The organism is Mesorhizobium sp. M0601, assembly GCF_040320845.1.
In the GTDB taxonomy this organism is placed as follows: domain Bacteria; phylum Pseudomonadota; class Alphaproteobacteria; order Rhizobiales; family Rhizobiaceae; genus Mesorhizobium.
Map to the genome: position 1 here is coordinate 167,374 of NZ_JAMYQK010000001.1, position 26,161 is coordinate 193,534.

Annotated in this window: 28 protein-coding genes; 12 read left to right on the forward strand and 16 right to left on the reverse strand. The window is 63.5% G+C overall.

Going from position 1 to position 26,161, the window contains the following annotated elements:
* The first annotated feature begins 33 nt into the window (after positions 1-33).
* The 9 genes from NKI41_RS00905 (at position 34) to NKI41_RS00945 (ending at position 7,859) form a co-directional block, all read left to right on the forward strand.
* Entirely contained in the window at positions 34-750 is a 717-nt protein-coding gene (locus NKI41_RS00905; protein WP_352472897.1) for a GntR family transcriptional regulator, read from the forward strand.
* A complete protein-coding gene (locus tag NKI41_RS00910; protein ID WP_352472929.1) occupies positions 750-1,844 on the forward strand; it encodes an LLM class flavin-dependent oxidoreductase in 1,095 nt (364 codons plus the stop codon). The genes NKI41_RS00905 and NKI41_RS00910 overlap by 1 nt, the downstream gene beginning before the upstream one ends.
* Positions 1,844-2,389 (forward strand): flavin reductase family protein, encoded by a 546-nt coding sequence (locus NKI41_RS00915; protein WP_352472898.1) that lies wholly within the window; start codon positions 1,844-1,846, stop codon positions 2,387-2,389. The genes NKI41_RS00910 and NKI41_RS00915 overlap by 1 nt, the downstream gene beginning before the upstream one ends.
* Before the next feature lie 80 nt (positions 2,390-2,469).
* On the forward strand, positions 2,470-3,447 hold the full coding sequence (dctP, locus tag NKI41_RS00920) for a TRAP transporter substrate-binding protein DctP (protein WP_352472899.1): 978 nt from the start codon (positions 2,470-2,472) through the stop codon (positions 3,445-3,447).
* A 78-nt stretch (positions 3,448-3,525) separates the two neighbouring features.
* Positions 3,526-4,038 (forward strand): TRAP transporter small permease, encoded by a 513-nt coding sequence (locus NKI41_RS00925; protein WP_352472900.1) that lies wholly within the window; start codon positions 3,526-3,528, stop codon positions 4,036-4,038.
* A 3-nt stretch (positions 4,039-4,041) separates the two neighbouring features.
* Complete coding sequence (locus tag NKI41_RS00930) at positions 4,042-5,352, forward strand: TRAP transporter large permease (protein WP_352472901.1); 1,311 nt, start codon at positions 4,042-4,044, stop codon at positions 5,350-5,352.
* Between the two features lie 26 nt (positions 5,353-5,378).
* Entirely contained in the window at positions 5,379-6,089 is a 711-nt protein-coding gene (locus NKI41_RS00935; RefSeq protein WP_352472902.1) for a hypothetical protein, read from the forward strand.
* 42 nt (positions 6,090-6,131) lie between these two features.
* On the forward strand, positions 6,132-6,890 hold the full coding sequence (locus NKI41_RS00940) for an HpcH/HpaI aldolase family protein (protein ID WP_352472903.1): 759 nt from the start codon (positions 6,132-6,134) through the stop codon (positions 6,888-6,890).
* A gap of 12 nt (positions 6,891-6,902) precedes the next feature.
* Positions 6,903-7,859, forward strand: a complete 957-nt coding sequence (locus NKI41_RS00945; protein ID WP_352542034.1) for a C-terminal binding protein — start codon at positions 6,903-6,905, stop codon at positions 7,857-7,859.
* Positions 7,860-8,072: 213 nt separating this feature from the next.
* On the opposite strand, the gene NKI41_RS00950 is transcribed toward NKI41_RS00945, so the two are convergent.
* The 8 genes from NKI41_RS00950 to NKI41_RS00985 all read right to left on the reverse strand — a co-directional run bounded on the left by NKI41_RS00950 (position 8,073) and on the right by NKI41_RS00985 (position 15,400).
* A complete protein-coding gene (locus NKI41_RS00950) occupies positions 8,073-8,552 on the reverse strand; it encodes a MaoC/PaaZ C-terminal domain-containing protein (protein ID WP_352472905.1) in 480 nt (159 codons plus the stop codon).
* Position 8,553: 1 nt separating this feature from the next.
* Positions 8,554-9,630, reverse strand: a complete 1,077-nt coding sequence (locus NKI41_RS00955) for a Gfo/Idh/MocA family protein (protein ID WP_352472906.1) — start codon at positions 9,628-9,630, stop codon at positions 8,554-8,556.
* Positions 9,623-9,952, reverse strand: coding sequence for an L-rhamnose mutarotase (locus NKI41_RS00960; RefSeq protein WP_352472907.1), 330 nt, complete (start codon positions 9,950-9,952; stop codon positions 9,623-9,625). Before NKI41_RS00960 ends, NKI41_RS00955 begins: the two co-directional genes overlap by 8 nt.
* Positions 9,953-9,961: 9 nt before the next feature.
* Entirely contained in the window at positions 9,962-11,074 is a 1,113-nt protein-coding gene (locus NKI41_RS00965; RefSeq protein ID WP_352472908.1) for a mandelate racemase/muconate lactonizing enzyme family protein, read from the reverse strand.
* Positions 11,075-11,078: 4 nt separating this feature from the next.
* The gene (locus tag NKI41_RS00970) at positions 11,079-12,176 is read right to left on the reverse strand and encodes an ABC transporter ATP-binding protein (RefSeq protein ID WP_352472909.1); all 1,098 of its coding nucleotides are present in this window, start codon (positions 12,174-12,176) and stop codon (positions 11,079-11,081) included.
* Position 12,177: 1 nt separating this feature from the next.
* The gene (locus NKI41_RS00975) at positions 12,178-13,044 is read right to left on the reverse strand and encodes a carbohydrate ABC transporter permease (RefSeq protein ID WP_352451567.1); all 867 of its coding nucleotides are present in this window, start codon (positions 13,042-13,044) and stop codon (positions 12,178-12,180) included.
* A gap of 2 nt (positions 13,045-13,046) precedes the next feature.
* A complete protein-coding gene (locus NKI41_RS00980) occupies positions 13,047-13,943 on the reverse strand; it encodes a carbohydrate ABC transporter permease (RefSeq protein WP_352680961.1) in 897 nt (298 codons plus the stop codon).
* Positions 13,944-14,083: 140 nt separating this feature from the next.
* Positions 14,084-15,400, reverse strand: coding sequence for a type 2 periplasmic-binding domain-containing protein (locus NKI41_RS00985; RefSeq protein WP_352472912.1), 1,317 nt, complete (start codon positions 15,398-15,400; stop codon positions 14,084-14,086).
* Between the two features lie 161 nt (positions 15,401-15,561).
* Between NKI41_RS00985 and NKI41_RS00990 the strand changes: the two genes are divergently transcribed.
* Together NKI41_RS00990 and NKI41_RS00995 are read left to right on the forward strand one after the other, a co-directional pair.
* Entirely contained in the window at positions 15,562-16,350 is a 789-nt protein-coding gene (locus NKI41_RS00990; RefSeq protein ID WP_352472913.1) for an IclR family transcriptional regulator, read from the forward strand.
* A 67-nt stretch (positions 16,351-16,417) separates the two neighbouring features.
* Positions 16,418-17,254 (forward strand): amidohydrolase family protein, encoded by an 837-nt coding sequence (locus NKI41_RS00995; RefSeq protein WP_352472914.1) that lies wholly within the window; start codon positions 16,418-16,420, stop codon positions 17,252-17,254.
* 67 nt (positions 17,255-17,321) lie between these two features.
* Here the strand turns inward: NKI41_RS00995 and NKI41_RS01000 are convergent, their stop codons facing one another.
* From NKI41_RS01000 to NKI41_RS01035, 8 genes are read right to left on the reverse strand one after another with little or no spacing between them, the layout of a single operon-like run.
* Entirely contained in the window at positions 17,322-18,287 is a 966-nt protein-coding gene (locus NKI41_RS01000) for an ABC transporter permease (RefSeq protein WP_352472915.1), read from the reverse strand.
* A 5-nt stretch (positions 18,288-18,292) separates the two neighbouring features.
* A complete protein-coding gene (locus tag NKI41_RS01005) occupies positions 18,293-19,243 on the reverse strand; it encodes an ABC transporter permease (RefSeq protein ID WP_352472916.1) in 951 nt (316 codons plus the stop codon).
* Positions 19,240-19,983, reverse strand: a complete 744-nt coding sequence (locus NKI41_RS01010; RefSeq protein WP_352472917.1) for an ATP-binding cassette domain-containing protein — start codon at positions 19,981-19,983, stop codon at positions 19,240-19,242. The genes NKI41_RS01005 and NKI41_RS01010 overlap by 4 nt, the downstream gene beginning before the upstream one ends.
* Positions 19,976-20,713, reverse strand: coding sequence for an ATP-binding cassette domain-containing protein (locus NKI41_RS01015; RefSeq protein WP_352472918.1), 738 nt, complete (start codon positions 20,711-20,713; stop codon positions 19,976-19,978). Before NKI41_RS01015 ends, NKI41_RS01010 begins: the two co-directional genes overlap by 8 nt.
* Positions 20,714-20,768: 55 nt before the next feature.
* Positions 20,769-21,956 carry an ABC transporter substrate-binding protein gene (locus NKI41_RS01020; RefSeq protein ID WP_352472919.1) on the reverse strand — a complete coding sequence of 396 codons (1,188 nt, stop codon included), beginning with the start codon at positions 21,954-21,956 and terminating at the stop codon, positions 20,769-20,771.
* Between the two features lie 21 nt (positions 21,957-21,977).
* On the reverse strand, positions 21,978-23,120 hold the full coding sequence (locus tag NKI41_RS01025) for an ABC transporter substrate-binding protein (protein ID WP_352472930.1): 1,143 nt from the start codon (positions 23,118-23,120) through the stop codon (positions 21,978-21,980).
* A gap of 20 nt (positions 23,121-23,140) precedes the next feature.
* A complete protein-coding gene (locus NKI41_RS01030; protein WP_352472920.1) occupies positions 23,141-24,301 on the reverse strand; it encodes a CaiB/BaiF CoA transferase family protein in 1,161 nt (386 codons plus the stop codon).
* Between the two features lie 3 nt (positions 24,302-24,304).
* Positions 24,305-24,856 (reverse strand): MaoC family dehydratase, encoded by a 552-nt coding sequence (locus tag NKI41_RS01035; RefSeq protein WP_352472921.1) that lies wholly within the window; start codon positions 24,854-24,856, stop codon positions 24,305-24,307.
* A gap of 190 nt (positions 24,857-25,046) precedes the next feature.
* Between NKI41_RS01035 and NKI41_RS01040 the strand changes: the two genes are divergently transcribed.
* Complete coding sequence (locus tag NKI41_RS01040) at positions 25,047-26,144, forward strand: lactonase family protein (RefSeq protein ID WP_352472922.1); 1,098 nt, start codon at positions 25,047-25,049, stop codon at positions 26,142-26,144.
* The last annotated feature ends 17 nt before the right edge of the window (positions 26,145-26,161 follow it).

Below are 26,161 nucleotides of genomic sequence, written 5' to 3' on the forward strand. Positions count from 1 at the left end.
CAATATACGAAATCTTCGCATGGGAAGGCGTGGATGACGGAAACGATAGAGCTCAAACGGGTTGGCGATGGCAATCTGCGTGCCCAGGTCTATCAACAAATCCGGCTGACGATACAGCATGGCGAATTGGCGCCTGGCCAGAAGCTCGTCGATGTCGATATTGCCGCCCAGCTCGGCATTTCCAGAATGCCTGTCCGTGACGCCTTGATGCAGTTGGTGCATGAGGGCTATCTCGTCGGCACGACACGCGGCTTCACCCTGCCCACGCTTACCGCGACGGATGTCGCCGACATCTTCGAGGTCCGCCGCCTGCTTGAGCCACGGGCCGCCGCGCACGCGGCACGGACACTTGACGCCGCTGGCCTCAAGACCCTGGCAGCCGCGCTTCGGGAGGCCGAGGCTGCGGCCGCCGCCGGCGATGCCGACCGCTTTTTCCAGGCCAATTCGGCATTCAGGAATTGTTGGCTCGGCGCCGTCGAGAACGAGCGCCTTTCCCAAACGATTGCAAGGTTCGCCGACCATGTGCTCGTCGTGCGCTTAAGGACGCTGTCGCACCAGCCGACGCAGGCCGTCATCGTTGCCGGCATGCGCGCAATCTATGAGGCATTCGTCAAGCGCGACGCCGTCGCCGCTTACGACCGCATGACCCACTTCATTCAGAACGCCGAGGAGCGTTTCATGAAGCTTAGCCCACCGTTTCAAAACTCCAACGGTGAAGGTGAGGGCATGTCGCGGCAGGGGAAAGCATGATCAGGAAGCAGCACCCGCTGAAAGGGCCGAACAGGTTCAAGCTCGGCGTATTTTCAATGAACGCCGATGGCGGCCTGGCAATGACTACCGTCCCCGAGCGCTGGCGTGCCCGCTGGGAGGACAACCTCAATTCCGCCTGCATCGCCGACCGCGCCGGCCTCGAGTTTCTGCTGCCGATCGCCCGCTGGCGCGGCTTCGGCGGTTTGACGCATGTGCGGGAATGGTCGTTCGAGACTTTCACCTGGGCGGCGGGCCTTGCTGTCGCCACGGAAAACATCGGCCTGTTCATGACGGTGCATGTGCCGCTGGTTCATCCGCTGCAGGCTGCAAAAGCGCTGGCGACGGTCGACCACATCTCCAATGGGCGGGCCGGCTTGAACATTGTCTGCGGCTGGAACCCCGACGAGTTCGCGATGTTCGGGCAGACGGTCGGCGATCGAACCTACGATCAAGCGGAGGAATGGATCAACATCATCGTGCGTGCCTATCAATCGAGGGAGCCGTTCGACTTCGGCGGCGAGTTCTATGATCTGAAGGGGGTCGTCAGCCGGCCGCCAAGCCTGCAGGCGCCGCGACCGGTGACCATGAACGCCGCCTTCGGCGCGCCGGGGCGCAACTACGCAGCGCGCCACTGCGATTATCTGTTTTCGACGTTTTCCGAAATTGCCGACGGCCGTGCGCATGTGGTCGACATCACCAACCGCGCGGCCGAAGTCGGGCGCGAAGTCGGCGTCTGTACAGTTTGTCACGTCGTCTGCCGGGAGACCCAGCAGGAAGCCGAGGATTACTACCGGCACTACGCGTTGGAATGCGCGGACGAGGGTGCGGTCGACGAGCACATGCGCAAGAAGAAGGAATTCGCGAACTCGCACGATGCGAAGGCTTTCACCGAATATCGGCAAAGGTTCGCCGGTGGTGCCGGGACGTTCCCGCTCATCGGCACGCCGGAAAAGATCGTCGACGACCTCACCGAGATCATGGAACAGGGTTATTCCGGCGCCGCCCTCACATTCGTCAACTACACCTACGAATTGCCCTTCTTCTGCGACCGCGTGCTGCCGCTGATGCGCCAGGCCGGGCTTCGAGTAAATTGATGCCGGCGGCCGCCATTCCGACGCCGTGGGTGGATGGGCACGACTCCATCAATCCGCGCGCGTTCAAGCAGGCTATGCGGGCCGTGGCGGGCTCGGTCGCCATCCTCGCGTCGGAACATGACGAGATCGGTTTTTGCGGCATCACGGCGACGGCTCTCTGCTCGTTCAGCGCCGAGCCGCCGTCGCTGCTGGCTTGTGTCAACCGCGGCAGCACCTTTGCCTCGGTCATTCACGAAGGTTTGCCGTTTTCGGTCAATCTTCCCGCCGGCGACCAGGAGAACGTTGTACGTGCCTTTGGCGGCATGACCAAAGCCAAGGGCGCCGCGCGGTTCTCGTCCGGATCATGGGTGCGTGGCGAAACCGGCGCGCCCTTGCTTGTCGGCGCACGGGCAATATTCGAATGCCGGGTGGCCGAAATCATCGTGCGGGCATCGCACATGATCGTCATCGGCATCGTGTCGGGCGTTGCGCTGGACCGCGCTCATCGATCGCCGGTCTTCTACGCGCATGGGCGGTTCCTGACAGTAGGAGATGATGCCAACTAACCGCCGTTCACGCGGCGGCGCGGCGATTGCAATTTTAGATCGAACCCGATCATGGACGAACTATCAAAGGGAGTATGGCAATGCGCATTTGGAAATCCCTTGTTCTGGCTGCACTCATGTCGGGTGTGGCGGGTAGCGCCGCGGCCGAAGAGGTCGTCCTCAACGCCGTGCATTTTACGCCGACGCAGAACGGCTACGCGCAGAGCTTCCTGAAGTTCGTTCAGAAGGTGAACGAAAAGGGCAAGGGCGTGGTCCAGATCAACGTCCGTGGCGGGCCGGAGGTCATTCCGCCGATCCAGCAGGGCGCGGCGCTCAGGAGCGGCCTGATCGATGTGATCGACACACCGGCAGGGCAGTTCCTCGAACTCGTGCCCGAAGGCGAGGTTTTCTCCGCATCGACGAAGACGCCGTGGGAGGTTCGCGACAATGGCGGCTGGGACTTCATCAGCGGGATTTTCGAGAAGAAGGCCAATGCCCATCTGCTGGCGCATGTCGACGCGGGCTCGGGCTTCAACGTCTTCACCGTCGACGAACCCAAGCTCAACAGCGAAGGCAGCATCGACTGGGGCAGTCTGAAGATCCGCTCGTCGCCGCTCTACCGCGATTTCCTTGAATCCTTGGGCGCAACGGTGATCGTGCAAGCGCCGGGGGATGTCTATACCTCGCTCGAGCGCGGCGTCGTCAATGCCAACGCGTATACCGTGTTTGGCTATGCGTCGTTCGGCTGGGACAAATTCACCAAATACCGTGTCGACCCGCAGTTCTTCAAAACCGACGTGCTGATCTCGATCAACAAGGCCAAATGGGACACGCTGTCGCCCGAAGCGCAGAAGCTGCTTGCCGACACGGCCGTCGAATACGAGCGCGCGAGCTATGACGCCAACCTTGCCCAGTCCGAAAAACAGGCACAGGCGATGATCGACGGCGGGCAGAAGGTGATCAGCTTGACCGGCGCCGGCCGCGACAAATTCCTGGCGGCTGCCACGCAGGCGAGCTGGGCGAGAATGGCCAAACGCGATCCCACCAACATCGATCAGTTGAAGAAATTCTTCCAGTAGCCCGAGCCGAGGGTGCCTTGCGTGCCCTCCATCAAAGCTGGGCCAAGAGGACGAAGGTGGACATGGGGGTCGTCGGGCATGGACAGATTGTTTGCAGCGATTGGGAAGCTGAGCCTTGCGTTGGCGGCGGCGGCAAAAGTGGTGCTTGGCCTCATCATCGTCGCGGTGGTTGCTGATGTGTGCGTCCGCAATCTGGGCCTGAGGCCGCTTGCCTGGGCGGTGTCGGCGACGGAATACGGCCTGCTCTACGCGGCATTCCTGCCGATGCCCTGGCTGGTCCACAGCAAGGGCCATGTCTTCGTCGAGTTCCTGCGCCAGGCGCTGCCGGTGCGGGCACGGGTGGTGCTTGAAAAGCTGGTCTATCTCGCCTGCATCGGCGTCAGCCTCTACCTCGGCAGCGTCGCTCTGTCTTCGCTGACAAGTGCCGTTGCGGGCGGCGAATACGAAACGCGCAGCTTCGATATGCCGAAATGGCTGGTCTTTCTGCCCATCATGCTCGCCTTCTATCTCTCGGCGCTGGAATGGCTCAGATATCTGCTCGGCCGTGACACGCTGTACACGCTCGATCCGCTGGAAATGGAAGGGCTCTGACCGGTGGCCTGGCTGTTTCCATTCGCCGTGCTCGTTGGCACCATCCTGGTGTTGATGGGCCTTGGGCTGCCGGTCGCCTTCGCGTTCTTCGTCACCAATGTGATCGGGCTGTATCTGTTCTTCGGCGGCTCGATCGGCGTGACGCAGATGGTCGCCAACTTCTCCGACGCTGTCTCGACCTACGCGCTTGCCCCGCTGCCGATGTTTCTCGTCATGGGCAGCCTGTTCTTCCGCTCCGGCCTCGGCGAGAAGGTCGTCTACGCGCTCGACCTGTGCATCGGCAATCTGCGCGGACGCCTCGCCTATGTCGTGCTGGCCGCCGGCACGATCTTTTCCGCGCTGTCGGGCTCGAGCCTCGCCAATACCGGCATGATGGGCTCGCTGATGGTGCCCGAGATGCTGAAGCGGGGCTACAAGCCGCACATGGCCTACGGCCCGGTGCTTGGCGCCGGAAGCCTTGCCGTCATCATCCCGCCATCCTCGCTGGCCGTCTTGCTCGGCTCGCTGGCCCAGATCGACGTCGGCGCGCTGCTCATAGCGGGGGCTCTGCCGGGACTGCTGCTCGTTCTCATGTACGCGGCGCTGATCTTCGCGCAGACAAAGATCGATCCGGACGCCGCTCCGCACTATCCGGTGCCCGCCGTCCCCGCGGCCGAGAAGGTGAGGGCGGTCGCCGTCAACATCATTCCGATGAGCGTCATCGTGTTCATGGTGGTCGGCACGATCATCCTTGGAATAGCGACCCCGACCGAGTCGGCAGGCCTCGGCTGTGCCGCTGTCTTCGCCTTGTTGTTTGTCTACCGGCGGTTCAGCTGGTCGGTTGTCTGGAAGTCGCTGGACGATGCGATGAAGGTCACCGGCATGACCTTCCTGATCATCTCGGCTTCGACGACGTTCTCGCAGATATTCGCCTTCTCCGGCGCCTCCAACGGCTTTATCCAGTTCATCGTCGGCTACGATCTTGGACCGTATCCCATGCTGCTCATGATGGTGCTCGTCATCCTGCTGCTCGGCATGTTCATGGATCAGGTCTCGATGATGCTGATCACGCTGCCGATCTTCCTGCCGATCGCCCAGCAATTCGGCTACGAGCCGGTATGGTTCGGGCTGATCCTGCTGCTCGCCTACGAGGTCGGCTTCACCACGCCGCCGTTTGGCCTGCTGCTGTTCATCATGATCGGCGTTGCGCCGAAAGGCACATCGCTCAAGACGGTTGCCATGGCTGCGGCGCCTTACATCGCGCTGACGCTTCTGCTGATCCTGCTGATTGTCCTCTTTCCGCAGATCGCTCTCTTTCTTCCGAATTTGATCTAGTCGAACTCGATCCAGCAGGTGTCCACATGCGCTTTGCCTATCTTGCTTTCTTCCATGATGACCGCGAGGCAAATTTGGCCATCGCCGGCGAAGATGTTGACGCCGTGCGGCGTGTGATTGCATCGACGCCGGGCCTTGCGCTTGCAAACATCTATCTGCCCGAAGTGGCGGACATGTTCAACAACGATGGTCCGCCGCCGGTCTTCGGCTTCCAGCTCTATTTCGACGAACTGGCGGACATGGAGGCGGCGCTGGCGCCGTCCGGCCATCTGCAGGCGCTTGCCGCACCTGGTATGCTGTCGAGCATCGCCGGTTCGAGGCCGACGCAACAGGCAATGTGCGTGCGTCCGTTTCCCGTCGACGACGCTGGCGTCAAGACGTCCGGGCTCCCCTGCAGCTATCTTGTCCACTATCCCGGGCCGGCCGAAGACATGAATGCCTGGCTCTACCACTATGTGACGCATCATCCGCAATTGATGCGGGGCTTCCCCGGCATTCGCCACATCGAGGTTCTGTCGCGACTGGATTGGTGCGGTTCGCTGCCCTGGCCGCGGATCGACCATATGCAGCGCAATCGCGTCATGTTCGACAGTCCCGCTGCATTGACGCACGCGCTGCAATCGCCGGCGCGGCTGGAGATGCGCGCCGACTACAAGACCTTCCCGCCGTTTTCAGGCGGCAGCCGGCATTTTCCGATGTCGACGGAAGCCGTGCATCCTTCGTCAAGGGCCACATAGGCAAACAGGTTTTTGCCGACGCCGAAAATTTCTGGAGATTTCATGTACGACTTTCGCAAGAAATGTATCTCTCTCGATCGCCTCATCGGCACCTTCTGCGCCATCCCGCACCCTGTGGCGGTCGAAGTGGCCGCCGCCAGCGGGGTCGATTTCCTGTGCATCGACTGGGAGCATTCGCAGATCGGCCGCGAACGGCTCGAGGATCTGATCCGCGCCGCCGATGTCCACAAGGTTCCCGCGATGGTGCGCGTTCCCGGCCACACGCCGGAGTGGATGGCCGCCGCGCTCGACGCCGGCGCGTCGGGTGTCCTGGTACCGCGCGTCTCCACGGCCGAGCAAGCGCGCATGGCGGTCATGGCCTGCCGTTACCCGCCGGTCGGCGCCCGCGGTGTCGGCCCGGGCCGCGCCGCCGGTTATGGCTACAGCATTCCGGACTACCTCAAATCGGCCAACGATGTCCTGACGGTCGCCATCCAGGTCGAGACGGCCGAAGGGCTCGCCAACATCGACGACATCGTCCAGGTCGACGGCGTCGACGTGATCTTCATCGGTCCCGGCGACCTGTCGGTTTCGATCGACGCCATGGGGCCGGCCGGCCAGGAAAAGCTCAATGCAGCGATTATGAGGATCGCGGCCGCGGCGCGCACGGCCCGCAAGGCCGTGGGCATCTTTCGCCCTTCGGCGGATGATGTCAGCAAATGGTCGCGGCACGGCATCAGCTTCTACATGCTGGCCAGCGACACGATGTTTCTCGGGGCCGGCCTTGCCGCCGGCGTCGCCTCGGCGCGCAGCGCCTCATAGCAAGAGTTTGCCATGAAGATCATCAAGACCGACGGTGTGCTGTCAGTCGAGGAGGAGCAGCTGCGCTACCTCGACGGCTTGAACGCCGAGTTTGTCGAAAAGACGCTGCTCACGGAAGATGCCCTGATCGAACACTGCCGCGACGCCGACGCATTGATGGTATTGCGAGAGCCGATCACGGCTCGCGTTTTGGCGGAACTGAAGGGGCTCAAGGTCATCGGACGGTTCGGCGTAGGGCTCGATTCGATCGACGTCGAGGCCGCCAGCCGTGCCGGTGTTCAGGTAACCTACGTGCCGGACGCCAATCTGGTTGAAGTCAGCACCCACGCCATGGCCCTGATCCTGGCCTTGACGCGCAGGCTGAAGCAGTTCGACAGCGCGGTGCGCGCCGGCCGCTGGGCTGCAATGACCGACGGCGCCGGCATCACACGGCCCGACAGGCAGATCCTCGGCCTGATCGGCTTCGGCCAGATCGGGCGGCTGACTGCCGAGCGGGCGCGGGTCTTCGGCTACCACATCATCGCCTACGATCCGCATATGCCGGCCGAGCGAATCGCGGCCGGTGATGCCGAACCGGTCGGCTTCGACGAGTTGCTGGCCAGGGCCGACATCGTCTCGCTGCACGTTCCAGCGACACCGGAGACCAGAAACATCATGTCGGCGCAAGCCCTGTCGCGGATGAAGGAAGGGGCGATACTCATCAACGTGGCCCGCGGCGGCCTGGTCGACGAGGTCGCATTGGCGGACGCGATCCGGCGCGGCCATCTGGCAGGCGCCGGCATCGACACGTTCGAGCGGGAGCCGCCTTCGCCCGATAATCCGCTGCTGGCGCTGGACACCGTCCTGGTCAGTCCACACGCGGCGCACTACTCGACCCAGTCTTACGCGGAGGTTCGCAACAAGGTGTTTGCCGATGTCGCATCGGTCCTGCGCGGCGGCAAGCCTGTATATCCGGTCAACCGGATATGACCAATTCCCGATGTCGGCACCACCTCTATCCGCCTGCTCCGCGGAACCCAAGTCCTGCAAGTCGGGGTTCGCAGGGCGATAAGGGGCAGCGCAACCTGTCGCGATTTATCCGGTTTGCCACATTTTGTTCTTGCTTTGTGCCGGCAGCTATGCTACTAATTTGCGTATGGTGATGATTCACCGAGGACCCGCCGCAAGGCGGTTTTTTTGTCTTTAGGTTTCAGCGTCATCTGTCGAGGCTCTGCTCGGCTTGTCGCGACGCTCGACGATGTAGATGTGATCGGCGACCAGCACCACGTCGCCATGCTGGTTGATCACCTCGCAGCGCTCGACGACCCGGCCTGAATCGGGTCGCTTCGGGTCGTCTTCCCTAGCCGAGATGGTGGTGCGGGTCCTGATCGTATCGCCGATGAACACCGGCTTGATGAAGCGCAGCCGGTCGTAGCCATAGGAGAAGGCAACCGGGTTGACGACGCTGGCCGTCAGCCCGACGCCGACCGAAAACACCAGCGTGCCGTGGGCGATGCGCTGCCCGAACGGCATCGTCTTCATGAACTCGGCGTCCATGTGGTGGGGAAAGAAATCACCGGTATGGCCGGCATGGACGACGAAGTCGGTCTCGGTGATGGTGCGCCCGCTGGTCATGCGCGACGACCCGATCCGGTAGTCCTCGAAATAGACTGTCTGCTCCATGTCAGGGCCTCGCCGCTATCGGTGTTGCCGGCGCCGCGCTCGATCGGTAGGCGGCTTCGACCAGCGCCATGGTGTTCCAGCCGTCCTCGACGGAACTGACAAGCTCGGCGTCCTCGCCCGACGCGTAGCGCTGGACATTGGCCATGCGGCCGGCAAAGGCGTCCGGAAACCATGCGCCGACGAGTGGAACCGCAATCCAGTCCGTGCCGCCTTTGGGGTAGATTTCGAGAATGTCCGGCTCGCCGCGCGGATAGTCGAGGTTGACGCCCAGTTTGAGGTAAGCGGCGCCTTCGGTGCCGCAGATGCGGAATTCGCAGGCCTGGTGTTTTCGACCGAATTTGTGATCGTGGTTGATCGACAGTGCACAGCGCACCGTGTCGCCATAGTCGAGAATCGCGCTGGTGCGCGTTTGCGCAACCTTGTGGCCGGGATGGCCGAGCGTCTTGGCGTGAACCCCCTTGGGGTCGCCGAGCAATTGCCGGATCAGGTCGAGATAATGGATGGAATGCATGGCGATCTCGACGCGCGGCGCCTGCAACAGGAATTCCCAGAGATGCCAGGGTGTCGCCAGCGCCAGCCATGCATCGAAATCGACCACTTCGCCCAGCCAGCCCTTGGCGATCGCATCCTTGAGCGCCAGCATCATCGGCGCGAAGCGCAGCTGGAAATTCACCGCCGCCTTCAGGTCTTTGGAGCGGCAGATTTCGAGGATCTCGGTCGCCTCGGCGAGATTGCTGCCCATCGGCTTCTGGATCAGCGCCACCGCACCATCGGACAGCGCCCTGAGCACCCCGGCGTGGTGAGCCGGCGGCGTCGCCAGATCGAAGACGGCGTCCTTGATTGACGCAGCTTCCTCGACCGACCGGTAAGCGGTGACGCCCCATTTCGAGGCGAGTTTTTCCGCCTTGGCCAGGTCGGGGTCGAACAGCCCGGCAACCGGGAAGCCGGCTTTCCCATAGGCCGGGAAATGCGCATCGCCGACGATCGAGCCGGCGCCGAAAATCACGATCGGCCGGGGCTTTGACGGCTGTGCCCAGGCCTGGGAAAGCGAGGCAGGATCGAAAATGTCATCAGTCATAATGGAAGACTTCGTCCATCGACGCCCACCACTCGCCCTCCTTGCGGGTCGGCAGCGGCTCCTGGCATGGCATGCAGAGCGCCCACCATTCCTGCGTCGTGGGATCGGCAGCCATCTTCGCCATGTCGGCGGCATAGTCGGTGCCGTGGTACTCCAAGGTGCTGAACAAAAGGTGCTCCGGCTCCCTCAGATAAATCGAATAATTCTTGATGTTGCAGGCGGAAATCATCTTGAGGACGTCCGGCCAGACGGCGGCGTGAAGCCGCACATACTCGGCGACTTTCTCCGGCTTGAGGCCGAGCACCATTCCCATTCGCTGCATGTCCGCCTCCTATTTTTTTATCGCCATGGTGAATTCCGCGATGCTCTTCGCCTTGATCGCATCCCAGTCCCAGTCGATGCCGATGCCGGGTTCGTCCGGTGCCAATGCGTGCCCGTCCTCGATACGCATTTTCTTGCCGGTCAGCTCGTCGAGCTGGGGAATATACTCGACATATCTGCCGTTCTGAACGGCGCATGTCAGGCTGACATGCAGTTCCATCAGGAAATGCGGGCAGACCGGTATGTCGAACGCCTCGGCTGCATGCGCCACCTTCAGCCACGGCGTGATGCCGCCGATGCGGCCGACATCGACCTGCACGATCGAGCACGCGCCCTTCTGCATATATTCGCGGAAATGCCGGATCGAGTAGAGCGACTCGCCGACGGCGACCGGCGTCGACGTCGCATTCGACAGGCGGATATGGCCGTCTATGTCGTCGGCCGGCAGCGGTTCCTCGATCCAGGCGAGGTCGAGTTCACGCAGGCGCTCGGCCCGGCGGATCGCCTCGTCGACAGAAAAGCCCTGGTTGCAGTCGGTCATGATTTCGTAGGAGTCTCCAACCGCCCGGCGGACCGCCGTCAGCCGGGCAAGATCCTCGGAGCCGTGCGGCTTGCCGATCTTGACCTTCGAGCCGCGAAACCCCTTGCCCTTGGCGGCCAGCGCATCCTCGACCAGTGCCTCGGTTTCGATATGCAGCCAACCGCCTTCGGTCGTGTAGAGCGGGCAGCGGTCCTTGGCGCCGCCGGCCAGCTTCCACAGCGGCAGCCTCTTTTTCTTGGCCCGCAGGTCCCAAAGGGCAGTGTCGATGGCCGCCAGCGCGATTGCCGTGATCGCGCCGATCGTCGTGGCATGGCTGGCGAACTCCAGCTCGTGCCAGATCGCCTCGATCATGTCGGCGTCGCGGCCGATCAGCCGCGGCGCAAGGTGGTCGGCCAGCAGCCGCATCACCGAGGAGCCGCCCGTGCCGATCGTATAGCTGTAGCCGGTGCCGACCGCGCCGTCGGCGTCGGTGATGGTGACGATCGGTGTTTCCTGGCTGACAAAACTCTGGATGGCATCGGTGCGCTTGACCTTCGGCACCAGGTCGACCATCCGCAGTTCGATTTTCTCGATCTTTGCCATGGTTTTAACCTCGCAATGTCTTGCCCGTTTCAGCAGAAAACAGATGGGCCTGCGACAGGTCCAGGCTCATCTTGACCCGGTCGCCGGCTTTCAGCGGCTTTGGATTGAGCATCCGCGATACCCAGTCGCTGCCGTTGAATTCGGCGAACACCAGCGTCTCGTTGCCGAGCGGCTCGGTGACGGTCACCGGCAACTCCAGCTGGTGGACGTCGACGTCTTCGCCGGAGCTGATGCCATGCCCGGTCGGATAAATGTCGTCGGGCCTGAGGCCGAACACGACTTTGTCGCCGGCCTCGATATTGGCCTTGAACTGGCTGGGCAAAGGCAGCCTCTCGCCGCTGGCGAACAGCAACTGTCCGTCGTCGACAACCGCCTCATGCAGATTCATCGGCGGCGAGCCGATGAAGCCCGCGACGAAGCGTGTCTGGGGCCGGCGGAAGACCTCGTCGGGTGTGCCGACCTGCTCGATGAAACCGTCACGCATGATGACGATACGGTCCGCCAATGTCATCGCTTCGACCTGGTCATGGGTGACGTAGATCACCGTCGACTTGACCTTGGCATGCAGTTTCTTGATCTCGGTGCGCATCTGCGTCCGAAGCTTGGCGTCGAGATTTGAAAGCGGCTCGTCGAACAGGAAGACGTCGGGATCGCGCACGATGGCGCGGCCCATGGCGACGCGCTGGCGCTGTCCGCCGGACAGCTGCGACGGCCGGCGGTCGAGCAATTGGTCGAGGCCGAGAATGCCGGACGCTTCGGCGACGCGACGGTCCATTTCTTCTTTCGCGGCGCCCGCTATCTTGAGCGAGAAGCCGAGGTTTTCGCGCACCGTCATATGCGGGTAGAGCGCGTAGGACTGGAACACCATCGAGATGTTGCGCGAGCGCGGCGGCAGGTCGTTGACCATGCGGCCGCCGATCTCGATGATCCCGTCGCTGATCGCCTCGAGGCCGGCGATCATGCGCAGGGTTGTCGACTTGCCGCAGCCGGACGGCCCGACCAGCGCGATGAATTCGCGGTCGGCGACCTCGAGATCGATGCCGTGCACCACCGCCACCGGGCCGTAGCTTTTGGTGAGGTTCTTGAGCGATACGGTTGCCATGTCAGCCTTTCACCGCGCCGGAAGTGAGGCCGCCGACGAGGTGTTTCTGGACGATGAAGGTAAGCGTGAGCGCCGGTATGACCATGACCACGGCGAGCGCGCACATGCCGCGCCAGTCGATGGTGAATTCGGCCGTATAGTCGAGCAGGCCGACCGGCAGGGTCTTGGAGTTGATCGAGCGCGTCAGCTGCGAGGCGAGCGCGAACTCGTTCCAGGAGGTGAGGAAGGCAAAGATGCCGGCCGAGGCGATGCCGGGCCCGGCCAACGGAAACTCGACCTGCCAGAAGGCCTGCCAGCGCGTGCAGCCGTCGATCTGCGCGGCTTCGGCGAGGTCTTTCGGTACCTGGCGGAAAAAGCCGTCGATCAGCCAGACGGTGAACGGCACGTTGAGCGCGACATAGACCAGGATCAGCCCGAAATGCGTGTCGATGATGCCGAGCCGCGCAAAGACGAAGAACAGCGGCAGCGACAGCGCGATGCCGGGCACCGTGCGCGTCAGCATCAGGCCGAGGAACATCGCCGACTTGGCGCGAAAGCGGTAGCGCGCAAAGGCGTAGCCGCCGGCCATGCCGATGACGATGGCGATCACCGTCGAGGTCACCGAGATGATCAGCGAATTGCGGAAGTAGTCGAGCACCGGAATGCCGCCCTGGCCGACGCCGCTGAACATGGCGATGTAGGCGTCGAGCGAGAGTTGCTGCGGGATCCACACCGGCGGCTTGGCCATGATTTCGACGGTCGGCCGCAGCGACGACAGCACGATCCAGATGCCGGGCAGGCAGATGACCAGCATGGCCAGGAACAGTCCGATGCCGTGAACGATGCCGAGCGCTTTGTTGCCGACGCGATGCAGGCTGTTCTGGTCCATCCTCACCACTCCGCCGCGATCTGCGTGCGCGCCGCGGCGAGCTTGCGGTAGAAATAGACGGTGAACAGGATCGACAGCAGGATCGAGAAATAGGCCATGGCATTGGCCAGGCCCATCCTGGCGTCGCCATAGGCGGTGCGGGCGACCAGTGTCCAGACCAGTTCAGTGCGGCCGGCGGGGCCGCCGTCGGTCATGATCTTGACGATGTCGTAGGCGCGCGCGACGTCGAGTGAGCGGATGGTCATGGCAATGAAAGCAAACGGCATGATGAACGGCCAGGTGACATAGCGGAATGTCTGCCACGGCGTGCAGCCGTCGACGCGGGCCGCCTCGACCGGTTCGCGCGGCATCGCCAGCAGCCCGGCCAGGATCAGGATCGCGAACACCGAAGTCGACGACCAGATCTCGGCGGTCAGGATGGCAATGAAGGCGAGATTGCCGTCGATCAGCCACGGGATGGCGCGGTCAGTCAGGCCGAGCCCCTGCAGGGCGTTGTTCACCAGGCCGATATTGTCGTTGAACATGAATTTGAACTGGAAGCCGACGAGGATCGGCGAAAACATCATCGGAAACATCATGATGGTGCGCAGGATCCGCTGGCCGCGCGATGCCTTCTCCACCAGCAGGGCCAGCCCGAGCCCGATCAGCATTTCCAGGTTGAGCGCCACCGTCAGCAGCACCACGGTGCGCGCAAAGGCGACCCAGAAAGCGCGGCTGGTCAGGATGGCGACGTAGTTGCGCGCGCCGATGAAGACCCAGAACGTCTTCGGCCTGGTCAGCCGGAACGGCGTGAAGCTGGAATAGAGCGAAAGCAGCAGCGGCACCACCACCACCGCCGCCAGAACGATCACCGCCGGCAGCAGGAGCAGCAATGGCGGCGAAGGTCTCCAGCCTTTCATGGCGATCCGGTTCTGGTTGGTGCCCGGACACCGAAGGCCGCCATCGGCCAGCCGGGATCAAGACAAAGCGTGTTGCGCATGGTTCGCAAAAAGTTCGGGGACGCCGCTCTTCGATGAGCGGCGCCCCCTTGGGAGAATGGTCAAAGCTTGCCGGCGTCCTCGAGGATTTGGGTGGCCTTGGCGGCAGCGTCGTCCAGCGCCTGCTTGGAGGTCTTGTCGCCCAGGATGGCGGCCTGCAATTCGGGATAGACGGCGTTGGAGATTTCGATCCATTCAGGTGTCTGCGGCACGGCAAAAGCGTGCTTTGCCTCTTCCTGGAAAGCCGCCAGCACTTCCTTCTTGTAAGGATCGCTGGCCGCCTGCTGGATGTCCCAGTCCCACACCGCCGTGCGGGTCGGCAGTGGGCCGCTTGCCGCCTCGAGCTTCTGGCTGTCCTCATTGGTCAGGAACCAGACCAGCGACGCCGCGGCTTCCTTGCTGGCGCAGTTTTCGGTGACCGAAAATCCGTGGTGCCCCGACCAGCCGGTGCGAATGCCGGCCGATCCCTTCGGCGCCACCTTCACGCCGACATTGCCGGCGACCTTCGATGACTTCGGATCGTTGAAGAAGCCTGCCCAGCCCGGCCAGTCGAGGTTGATGGCGACGGTGCCGGAGGCAAAGCCCTGGCCGAGATCGTCCCACAGATAGTTGGTGGTGCCGGCCGGCACCGCCTTGGCCTTGTAGAGATTGACGAACCAGTCGAGCGCGTGCACGCCGGCTTCCGAGTTGAAGGCCGGCTTGCCGTCCTTGTCGAGGTATTCGCCGCCGTCGGCGATGAGCATCTCGTAAAAGCGTCCGTTGATCGCCTCTTCCTTGCCGGCGAACTGGGTGCCGTAGAAATCGGGCGGGCTGGCGAAGAATTCCGCCTGCTGGGCGACCTCGTCCCAGGTGTCGGGCGGTGTCAGCTCCTTGCCGTATTTGGCCTTGTAGGCGGCCTTCTTGGCTTCGTCCTGGTAGAGACTCTTCTGGTAATAGAGCGCCGAGACGTCGAACTGCGCGCGAGGCAGCATCACCAGCTTGTCGTCGAGCGTCGAGGCCTTGATCGTCGACGGCACGAAGGCGTCGATCTCCTCCTTCGGCAGCAGCTTGTTGAGATCGGTGTAGATATCAGGATATTGCGGCGCGAAGGACGAGTGGTTCGACCCAACGCACCAGTTGATGCTGCCGGAGGCGATGTCCGACTTGATTTCCTTGTCGAGCTCGAAGTGGTTTTTCTTCGAGATCACGTTGACCTTGGCGCCGGTCAGTTTTTCCCATTCGCCGATGCGCGCGTACAGCCCTTCATATTGCTGGCCGCCGATCAGCTTGGCGTCGATGGTGACGCCGTCGAATTTGCCGGGCAGGTCGGCAGCAAGGGCACTCGCACCCAGTGCGAGCAGCGTTACGCCGGCCGACAGGCCGCAAAACAGTTTCGTCATCGGTATCCTCCCAAGAGTCCGCGTCGATCCATAGCGAGGGCGGATCGGCAGCTTCATTCATATACAAACAAAACATTTACAGGATCGTCAAGCCGAAAGTTCTTTCGGAAACAATACCGTTATGCGTATATGAAAAGTGCAATTCACTGGAGAAGCCCACAATGGCAGAGGACGAGGAAGATGACCGCTATCGAGCCCCGGCGCTGGACAAGGGGCTCGACATCCTCGAGTTGCTGGCCGGTGTCGATGGCGGCCTGACGCAGGCGGAAATCGCCAAGAAGCTCGACCGCAGTCCGAACGAGTTCTACCGCATGCTGGACCGGCTGGTGCGGCGCGGCTACGTCACGCGGCCGGATGGCGACCGTTATTCGCTGACGCTCAAGCTGTTTGGCCTGGCGCAGCTGCACGCGCCGGTGCGCCGGCTGGTTTCCTACGCGACGCCGCTGATGCGCGAGCTGGCAGAAACCTCGCAGCAGGCAAACCAGCTCGTCGTTTTCGATCGCGGCTCCGCCGTGGTGATTGCCCAGCAGGAGGCGCCGGATTACTGGGGCATCTCGATCCGCGTCGGCTCGCATATCAGCCTGTTCGACACCGGCTCCGGCCATGTGCTGCTGGCGTTCCGCCAGCCGGAAGAGCGGCAGATGATGATCTCAGAACATCTGCGCAGCACCGACAAGCCACCGCAATCGCCGGAGTTCTTTGCCCGCCTCGACCAGATCCGGGAACGCGGCTACGAGATGATGGCATCGATGCAGACCGCCGGTGTCTTCAACCTGTCGACACCGGTTCTCGGCTCGGACGGCAGGGCGATCGCCGCGCTGTCGATCCCCTACATAACCCTGGTCAACGCACCCAAGGCGCCCGACATTACGAGGACGATTGAGCTGCTGCTGGCAGCGACCGAAAAGCTGTCGCAACTGGCGGGATCGACCGTCAAGCAATCGAGATGAATTCTTATTTGAATGAAGAATTTCTCCGTGAGATGATCTCGAAGTCGCCAAGGAGGAGCGCGCCACCATGATCTTCGACACCCATCTGCACCTGATCGACCAGTCCGCGCTGCGCTATCCCTGGCTGGCCGGCGTGCCGGCACTCAACCGCGATTTCTCCTACGACGAATATGCAGTCCAGGCCCGCCGCGCCGGCATCGAGGGCGCATTGCATATGGAGGTCGATGTCGATCCTGCCGACATCGAGGCTGAAACCAGCCGTGTCAAAGCGCTGTCGCGGGAAAAGGCCAGCTTGCTGCGGGGGGCAATTGCCTCCTGCCGCCCCGAGGAGCCTGGCTTTGCCGCCTATCTCGAGCGCCAGCGCGCCGATCCTTTCGTCAAAGGCTTTCGCCGCGTGCTGCACGTCATGCCGGACGAGCTTTCGGAGGGCGCGCTGTTTCGTGAAAACATCAGGCGGCTTGCCGGCAGCGGCCTGACCTTCGACCTTGTCGTTCTGCCGCACCAGATCCCCAAGGCGATTGCACTCGCCGACCTCGCGCCAGATGTGCAGTTCGTGCTCGACCATTGTGGCGTGCCCGACATCAAGGGTGGTGCCGAGCACCCCTGGCGCGAGCACATGGCGGAGATCGCGCGGCGCCCGAACGTCGTCGGCAAAATTTCCGGTGTGGTCGCCTATGCGGATGCCGGATCCTGGACTGTCGAAACGCTGCGTTCCTATGTCGAGCACACCATCGAATGCTTCGGCTGGGACCGCGTTGTGTGGGGCAGCGACTGGCCGGTCTGCACGCTTGGCGGCGGGCTTGCGACCTGGGTGGCGGCAACGCACGCGCTGCTCGCCGGTGCAAGCATCGATGAGCGGCAAAAGCTGCTCTCCGGCAACGCCAAGCGGCTGTGGCGTTTGTAGAGCATTTTGCAGCCAAGTGACGGATCACTTGGCGTCGCACAAATGCGGCTCAAACGAATAGGTGGCCTCAGATCGTCGCCGACACGTGCCGCTCGCGACCGTAGAGCGAAACCAGGAGCACGATGACCAGGCCAAGTGCCGCCTGCACGGTCGAGGGCCGGAAGCCGAGGCCGATCAACAGCGTGTTGATCTCCGTCAGCACCAGCACGCCGGCAATGGTGCCGAAATAGCTGCCGCGGCCGCCGACAAGGGCGGCGCCGCCGACCACCACTGCCGCGATCGTCTGGAACAGATAGGGCTGGCCGACATCGCCATAGGCCGAGCCGGTGAAGCCGAGCAGCAGCACGCCGGCTGCGGCGGCGAAGAAGGCGCTCGCGGCATAGGTCACGGTCCACATGCGGACCGGATCGATCAGCGCCAGCGGCGCAGCACCTGGATTGCTGCCTAGGGCGTAGAGACGGCGGCCGTATGGCGTGCGCGCCAGCACCAGCGCCACCAGCAAGGTCAACACCGCGACGCATGGCACCAGCCCCGGCACCGGCAGCGGTCCGACCGAACCGCCGATCGAAACGAAGGCGGAAACCGCTTGCGGCGCCGATCCGGATGGAAAACCACCGGTCCACAACAGGACGGCGCCTTGCACAATCATGCCGATGCCGAGCGTGACGATCAGCGGGTGGATGTCGAGCCCGCGCGAGATCAGGCCGTTCAGCGCCCCGATCAGTAAGGCGAGCGCGCTGACGACCGCGCAGACAAGAGCAAAATTCCAGCCGACGCCGTAGAGCTGTGCGGCAACGACATTGGCAAAGCCGATGATGAAGGGGATCGACAGATCGATACCGCCCAGGATGACGACGAGGGTCTGGCCGATCGATGCCACCGCCAGCAGCGAGGCGATCACCAGCAGCGCCCGGATGGCGAACGGCTGGGAGTAGCCCGGGATGAGCAAGGTGCCAAGGAGATGCAAGGCGACAGCGACGGCAAAGGCACCGGCGACGCGGGCATTGGTGGACTGGAACCAGTTCCGGCTCATGCTTCTCAGCCTTTCCGTCCCGAGAGCCGCTCCTGCAGCGCCGTCATGATGACCGCCACAACCAGGATCGCGCCATAGGCGATCTGCAGCACATAGGTGGAGACGTTGAAGGCGGTCAGCACGCTCTGCAGCAGGAAGATGTCGACAGCGCCGATGGCGGCGCCGGCGAGCCCGCCGCGCCCGCCGGCAAGGCTGACGCCGCCGAGCGCCACCGCGGCAATCGCGATCAGCGTGTAGGTCGGCCCGATATTAGGGTCGGCCGAACCGATCAGGGCGGTCAGCATGAGGCCGGCACAGGCGGCAAGTATGCCGGTCATGACATAGGCGATGAAACGTACTTTCGTCACCGGAATGCCGGCCGTGTAGGCGGCGCGGTCGTCGCTGCCCACCGCCATCAGCTGGTCGTAATAAGGCGTCTGCCGCACCAGCCACCAGAACAGGAAGATCAGCGCCAGCGGCAGTGCCGACCAGGGTCCGGCCATTGCCTTCAGCCAGCCCGGCGCCGGACCGATCGGCGCCGGCAGGATGGTCAGCGTCATGCCGGTGAGGATCAGATAGGTGCCGAGCGTCGCAACGATCGGCTGGATGCGAACGATGGTCGCCAAGAAGCCGTTGGCAGCGCCGACGATCGCGCCGATCAGAAGCGCCGCCGGCACGATGACCAGCGGCGAAGATATGCCAAGCCTGAGAAACAGCAGCTGGATCACCATCGCATTGACGAAGCCCATCAATGGCCCGACGGAAATGTCGATGCCGCCGCGCCCAGCGAGGATCACCGGAGCCGAGGCGACCGCTGCGCCGATCAGCGGCGCGGCGAGCCCGATCAGCGCCCCCCAGGCGGCAGGATGGAAGCGCGCCGGATTGAGCAGCAGATTGACCGCGATCAGGATGGCCAGCAGCACTGCCGCAAAGCCAGCGCCGCGCCATCGCGCCGCCATGCGCCGCAACCCGCTCATGCCGCGCGCCCGAACATGGCGGCGATCACCGTATCGCTTTTCATCGCATCTCCGGTGATTTCAGCCGCCACCTGCTGTTCGCGGAACACCAGCACGCGATGGCAAAGCAGGAGGATCTCCTCGATCTCGCTCGACAGGATGACCAGAGCCATGCCGTCCGCCGCCAGTCCACGAAACACATCGTAGAGGACATGGCGCGTCGCCACGTCGACACCGCGCGTCGGATCATTGAGGAGCAGGATCGCCGGTTCCAGCGCCAATGCGCGGGCCAGCAGCACCTTCTGCTGATTGCCGCCGGAAAGCGTGGTGATCGGGGCGTCCGGCCGTGGCGCGATGATCGACAGTCTGTCCCGATAGCGTTCATAGCGCTGCCGCCGCGCGGCGAAGCTGAGCAGACCGAAACGCATATCGCGCGACAGCGTCGAGACGGCAAAATTGTCGAGCACCGATTGGGTCGGAAAAATGCCGGTGGTGCGCCGGTCGCGCGGCAAATAGGCGATGCCGCCGGCGACCGCCTTGCGGAAATTGGTGATCGCGCGTGCTCCGGTTGGCGCCTCGACGGTCACCTCGCCGCCGGCCGGGCGTTCCAGGCCGGCCAGCACTTTCAGGAACCGCTCCTGTCCGTGGCCGTCGAGGCCGGCAAGGCCGACGATCTCGCCAGGCGCGATGGTTTGCGTCATGGGGCTTGCGCCCGGCGCGATCACCAGGCCACGCACCGAAAGGCTGGCGCGATCAGCCATGCGCCAGCTCCGCCGCCGTGCGTGGCGCCATCGCTCTGAGAAGTTCGGATGCGGAGGACGTGCCGCGTTCCTCAGTCGTCACCACGCTGCCGCCGCGCAGCACGGAAATCCGGTCCGAAAGCGACATCACCTCGTCCATGCGATGGGTGATGAACAGGATCAGGCAGCCTTCGGAGGCAAGCTTGCGCATCATGGCGAAGACCGCCTCGCGATCGGCAAAGTCGAGCGCCGCCGTAACCTCGTCAAGGATGAGAATGCGCGGGCTGCGCACCACGGCGCGGGCGAGCACTACCAATTGCTGAACCGCAAGCGGCAATTGCCCGGCCAACTGGTCGAGCGGGATCTCGGTCACCGCGAAGCGCTTCAGCACCGCTTGCGCGCGTTGCCGCCGCTCGGCACGCGGCACGGTGCGCGTCAGCAAGCCGTCGAGGCCGAGCAGGATGTTGTCCGTCACCGAACGGTCAGGCGCGATCAGCACTTCCTGGAACACGGTGGCGAACCCGGCGCCCTGGAACGCCGCCGGCGAGAGGCCGGTAAAGGGCGCTCCGTCGAGCAGGATCGCGCCGCTGTCCGGCTGGACGATCCCCGACAGCAGCTTGACCAGCGTGCTCTTGCCCGAACCATTCTCGCCCAGGATGGTGTGGATCGTGCCGGCGCGGAATGCGATTGAGGCATTGGCCAGCGCAATCGTTTCGCCGTAGCGTTTCGAGATGGCCTGGACTTCCAGCATGAGCAATCCTGATGGAGAAAGCCGGCACCGCCCGTGCGGAGCCGGCCTTCGTATCCTACTTGGCGCAGGCGTCCGGCACCTTCGAATAATCCCAGCCCTTGGTGGGTGCCGGATTGGCGAAGTAGGCATCGAGCCATTCCTCCGGCATCGGATCCTTCGGCGGGACCGGGAAGATCGAGACGGCGTCCGGCGTCATGCAGTCCTTGTACCAGGCGCCGAGGTCGGCATTGTGCACCGGCGGAATCGGGATCAGCAGCGTGTTGAGCTTCGCCTTCTGTCCGTCGAGCATGCGCACGCCGACACGAAACAGCGTCTCGGCCGTCCAGTGCGGCAGAACCGCATGGCCTTCGAAGCGGTATTTGTCGGGATTGGCCTTCCAGTAGCCGAGCGCATCGCCGGTGATCGAGCCGGTGATCAGCGGGGCAGGGCGGCCGGCCTCGGCAAAGGCCTCGGCGACGACGCGGCTTTCGCTGCCCGTCGTCCACACCGCATCGATCGGCGCCGGATTGGTGGCGATCGCCTGCAGCACCGCCGTCTTGGTGACGTTTGCAGTCCAGTTGCCGTTGACGCTGCGCGAGACCTTGAGCTTTGAATTTTCGGCCAGCGCCTTGTCGGCGCCCTGGCGCTCCTGCACGACGATCGGGTGACCGGCAATGCCTTCGACCAGAAGCACGCTGCCGCCGTCCGGCATTGCTTTGCCGATCGCGGTCATCATGTCGTAGCCCCAGCGCGCATAGTTGGAATCGACATTGATCGCATTCGGGCTGGTCACCGACCCAGCTGCCGTGATGAAGGGGATGCCGGCTTTGGCTGCGGCATCGATGGCATCGTCCAGCGCCGTCGCCGAGCCGGGGATCGAGGTGATGATCGAGCATTTCTTGTCGATGAAGGCGCGGATCTGGTTGATCTGCTGACTGGCGTCGTTGTTGGAATCCGACACCTCGAAGCTCGCCACGGTGCCGTCGGCGATCAGGCCGTCGACCAGCCGCTTCAACTCCTTGGTCACGGTGACGCGCCACGGATTGCCCTGGTAGGACTCGGAGTGGCACCATTTCCACGGCTTTGACGGCGGCGTGAAATTATCCCAGGCCGACGGCAGCACCTTTTGCGGCGCGCCGTCATATTGTGCCTTCAGTTCGGTCGGCAATCCAGCAATCACGCCCGAAACGTCTTGAGCGCAAGCTATGGTCGTGACCGATGCAAGTGCGGTTGCGGCCATAAGGCCGCGGATCAGGCTGTTCATGTTCTCCTCCGTTCGGTTGTTTCAGGCTCCTCCGCCGGCAACGCCGGACACCTGCGTCGAAAGGCTCTCCCGAAACAGGCGATTGAGATCGGCAACGACGCGAGCGGCATTGTGCCTTTCGCTCAGGCCGAGATTGATGCGATCGGACGCCGCCTGCTGGAACGCCATGTAGCCGTCGTGCCGCGGCCTCACCCAGGCACCTTCGAGCGTAGTCCGCGTGTCCTTGTAGAAATTGCCGGCGGCGGCGTTGACGGCGGCATCCGCCCAGGCTGCCGCATGGCCGGGCTGGCCGCCGGCCGAGGCGTAAGGGCCGCGCTGCACGTCACCGCTGGCGATCCAGTAGGCGAAGTCGATTGCTGCCTGTCCGGCCCTCGAGAAGGCCGACACGGCGATGCCGGTCCCGCCGAGCGCCGAGCCTTTGGGGCCGGCATTGCCAGCGGCCGGGATATCCGCGAAAGCCAGGCGGGTGGGTCGAAACCCGGCGATGGCATAGGAGACATAGCCATAGATCAGCGGCGCGCAGGCGATCCGCGAGCCGGATCCGGCCATTTGCTCCAGAACCGCGATCGGATCCATGCCAAGACAGGCCGGGTCGACGAGGGCTGCGATCTCGCGCATCATCTCGAAGACCTGCTTGCCCGCTGCCGGATCCACGTGGTCGCCAGGGCCTTCACCGGCGGGCCGGCCGAGATTGCCGGCAAGCGTGTAGAACACCATCAGCGAATGCGGCGGCCTCAGCGGCAACATCACGTGGCCTTGCCGGGCCAGATCGAGGGCATCGGCCCAGCTCGCCGGCGCAGCCGAAAGCATGTCGGGCCGCCATGCCTGCACCTGGCTGGCCGCGTCGATCGGAAACGCCCACTGCCGGCCTTGCCAGTTGTAGCTCGGAAAGGACCGGCCGACACTGCCCGCCGCAAGTGCCGCGCGTTCGGCTTCCCGGCCGGCGACATCGAGCGGCGCCAGGCAATTCTCGGCGGTGATCTGGCCGACATGCGGATGGTCGACGACGATCAGGTCGTAGGCACGGGCCAGTTCCTCGACCGGGAAGGATTCGAAATCCTGCAGCGAGCGCTTGTCCCATTCAACGGCGATGCCAGTTTGTTGCTTCCACAGTCTCGAACAGGCGACCATCGGGTCATAGCCGCGCGGATGGCTCCAGGTCATGCCTTTGAGCGTGGCGTCGCTCACAGCCCGAACTCCGCGCGGATTTTTGCGCTGTGCTCGCCGATGCGCGGCGCGGCCCGCTCGACCTTGGCGCGGATGCCGTCGACCCTGAGCGGCGAGCGCGTGGTGAGGATCGAAACGTCATCCTCGCGCGTCACCGTCTGCAGCATGTCGAGGACCTGGAAGCCTTCGCTGGCCATCATTTCCGGCCAGGTCAAAACCTTGGCGCACCAGATGTCGGCAGGCTCGAGGATGGCAAGCCATTCGTCGACCGTCTTCGTTGCGATCTTTTGCGCGATGATCGCCTTGATCTCGTCGCGGGCAGTGAACCAGGTCGACGGCTGATCGCGGTAGGGCGCAAGTTCCTCGAGCCCGAGGAGATCGGCGAGTTTCGAGATCGGCGTCATGGCGATCGCCAGATAGCCGTCCTTGGCCGGATAGACGCCGTAGGGCGCCGAGAGATAGGCGTGCGCGCTGCGGAAGCTCGACCGCCGCGGCAGCCGGCGCCCGTCATTGAGGTGCGTGGTCAGCACCTCGAATTGGAAGTCGACCAGCGCTTCGAGCAGGCTGGTCTCGACATGGCTGCCCTTGCCGGTCACGCCGCGCCGCACCAGTGCGGCGAGGATGCCTTGCGCGGCGGCGGAACCCGCCAGCATGTCGGCGATCGCCAGGCCGAAGGGCACCGGCCCTTGGTCCTCGTCGCCGTTCAGCCACATCACGCCGGAGCGCGCCTGCGCCAGCAGATCCTGCCCCGGCCGCTTGACCCACGGGCCTTCCTCGCCATAGCCACTGATCGAGGCATAGACCAGGCGCGGATTGATCTTGCGCACCGCCTCGTAATCGAAGCCCAGGCGTTCGATGACGCCGGGCCTGAAATTCTGGATCAGCACGTCGGCCTTGGCCAGCAGGCCGCGCAGCGCCGCAAGGTCGGCCTCGTCCTTCAAGTCGATGGCAAGGCTTTCCTTGGCGCGGTTGATCGCATGGAAAATGGTGGAATCGCCGCCGATCTCGGTGTCGCTGAGATAGAGCCGGCGCGACAGGTCGCCGCCGTCAGGCCGTTCGATCTTGATGACCCGAGCGCCGAGGTCGAGCAGCCGCAGCGAGCAGTAAGGCCCGGACAAGAACTGGCTCATATCGACAACGATGAGCCCGGTCAGCGGCAGTTCGGCAATGGCAGCCATTGCCTATTTCTCCGTCTTACCGGCGAAATCGGCCGGATTGCGGTACTTCACCGTCTGCAGGTGCTCGCAATAAAGCACGAGCTCGCCTTCACCCTTGAAGACTTCATAGCTGGCGCGGATCAGCCCCATTTCCTTGTATTTTGGCTTCTTGTCGAGGTTGGAGCGGATTGAATAGATCGTGTCGCCTATGAACACCGGCTTGATGAAGCGCAATTTGTCGTAGCCATACGAAAAGGCGTTGACGCAATTGGTGGCGACGAGACCGAGCCCGGCCGAGAACACGAAGGCCCCTGCCACCAGCCGCTTGCCGAAAATGCCTTGCGTCTCGGCGAACATCTGGTCCTGCACGTATGGATGGATGTCGAGCACCAGCGTGTTGAACAGATGGCTGTCGCCCTCGGCAATGGTCCGGCGCAGCGAGCGGATCTTCTGGCCGACCGGCCAGTCTTCGTAGAACCAGTTCTCCGCGTTCCAGACGGGAAGGTCGGCGTGATCCCTAGGCATGTTGGCGGGGTGTGTCGATGCCACGCCCACGGTTGGCGCGAAACTGCTCATGACAACTTCCTCTGGGAGCGGGAATCGTCCATCAGGGCGCGCCGCAGACCAGCGAAATGCATGATCGATCCTCCCGTCAATCTTCTTTTGTGAATAGTATTTTCACATATGGGGTTGCGTTGCAAGCGAGTCTCGGCGAAATTTTGCCTGCTCCGTTGGGGCCAATGCCGGCGGAACAAGGGAGGAAGTGATGCAGAATGCCTGTCTGATTTTCGTCGGCAGCCTCAATCGCGACGCCCCGTATTTTCAGGGCGCGCGCGGCATCGGGCTGGGTGTCTACAGTTTCGACGAAGGGACGCTGCAGACGAAGAAACTGGCCGAGACGGGAGACATCGACAATCCCACCTTCCTGTCGGTGACGCCGGACGGCTCCCACGTCTATGCCAACTCAGAAGTGTTCACCTGGCGCGAAGGGGTGGTCTCGGCCTACCGTTTCGACAGGCAGACCGCCACGCTGTCCTACATCAACAAGCAGCCGACGCTGGGCAGCATCACGGCGCACAACACCATCACGCGCGACCGGACCAAGCTGCTGGTCGCCAATTACGGCATGGGCGAGGGCGGCCCCGATCGCTCGGTCGTGGTCTATGGGTTGGGTGAGAATGGCGGCCTGACAGCGCCGTTGTCGAGCGTTGCCCATAGCGGGACCGGACCAGATCCTGCCCGCCAGGAGCGGCCGCATGCCCATAGCGTAACCGAGACGGTTGCCGGCGGCATGGCGATCGTCGCTGACCTCGGCATCGACCGGCTGGTGTCCTATCGCATCGGGCGCGACGGCAGCCTGACGAAACTCGCCGAGTCGGCGCTTGCGCCAGGCGCGGGTCCGCGCCATCTCGCACTGCATCCGGGCGGTCGCTTCGTGTTCGTCATGAACGAGCTGGATTCGACGGTTGTCTCGCTGGCGCTGGACGAAGCATCAGGCAAGCTTACGGTGATCGACAGCAAGCCGGCCGTGCCGCCCGAGGCGCGCGACGGCAATCACTGTGCCGACGTCCAGATCTCGCCTGACGGCCGCTTTCTCTACGGCTCCAACCGCGGTCATGACAGCATCGTCGTGTTTTCGGTCGACCAGCAAACCGGCAGGATTGCTCTTGTCGACTATACGCCTTGCGGCGGTGCCACGCCGCGCAATCTGGCACTGACGCCCTCGGGCGGCCATCTGTTCTCGGCCAACCAGAATGCCGACCGCATCTCGATTTTCGCCCGTGATGCCGCAACCGGCCGGCTGACCGACACCGGCCGATCCATCGATATTGGCACGCCGATGTGCGTGAGGATCGTGCGTTGAGCGCTGGCGGGTGAAAA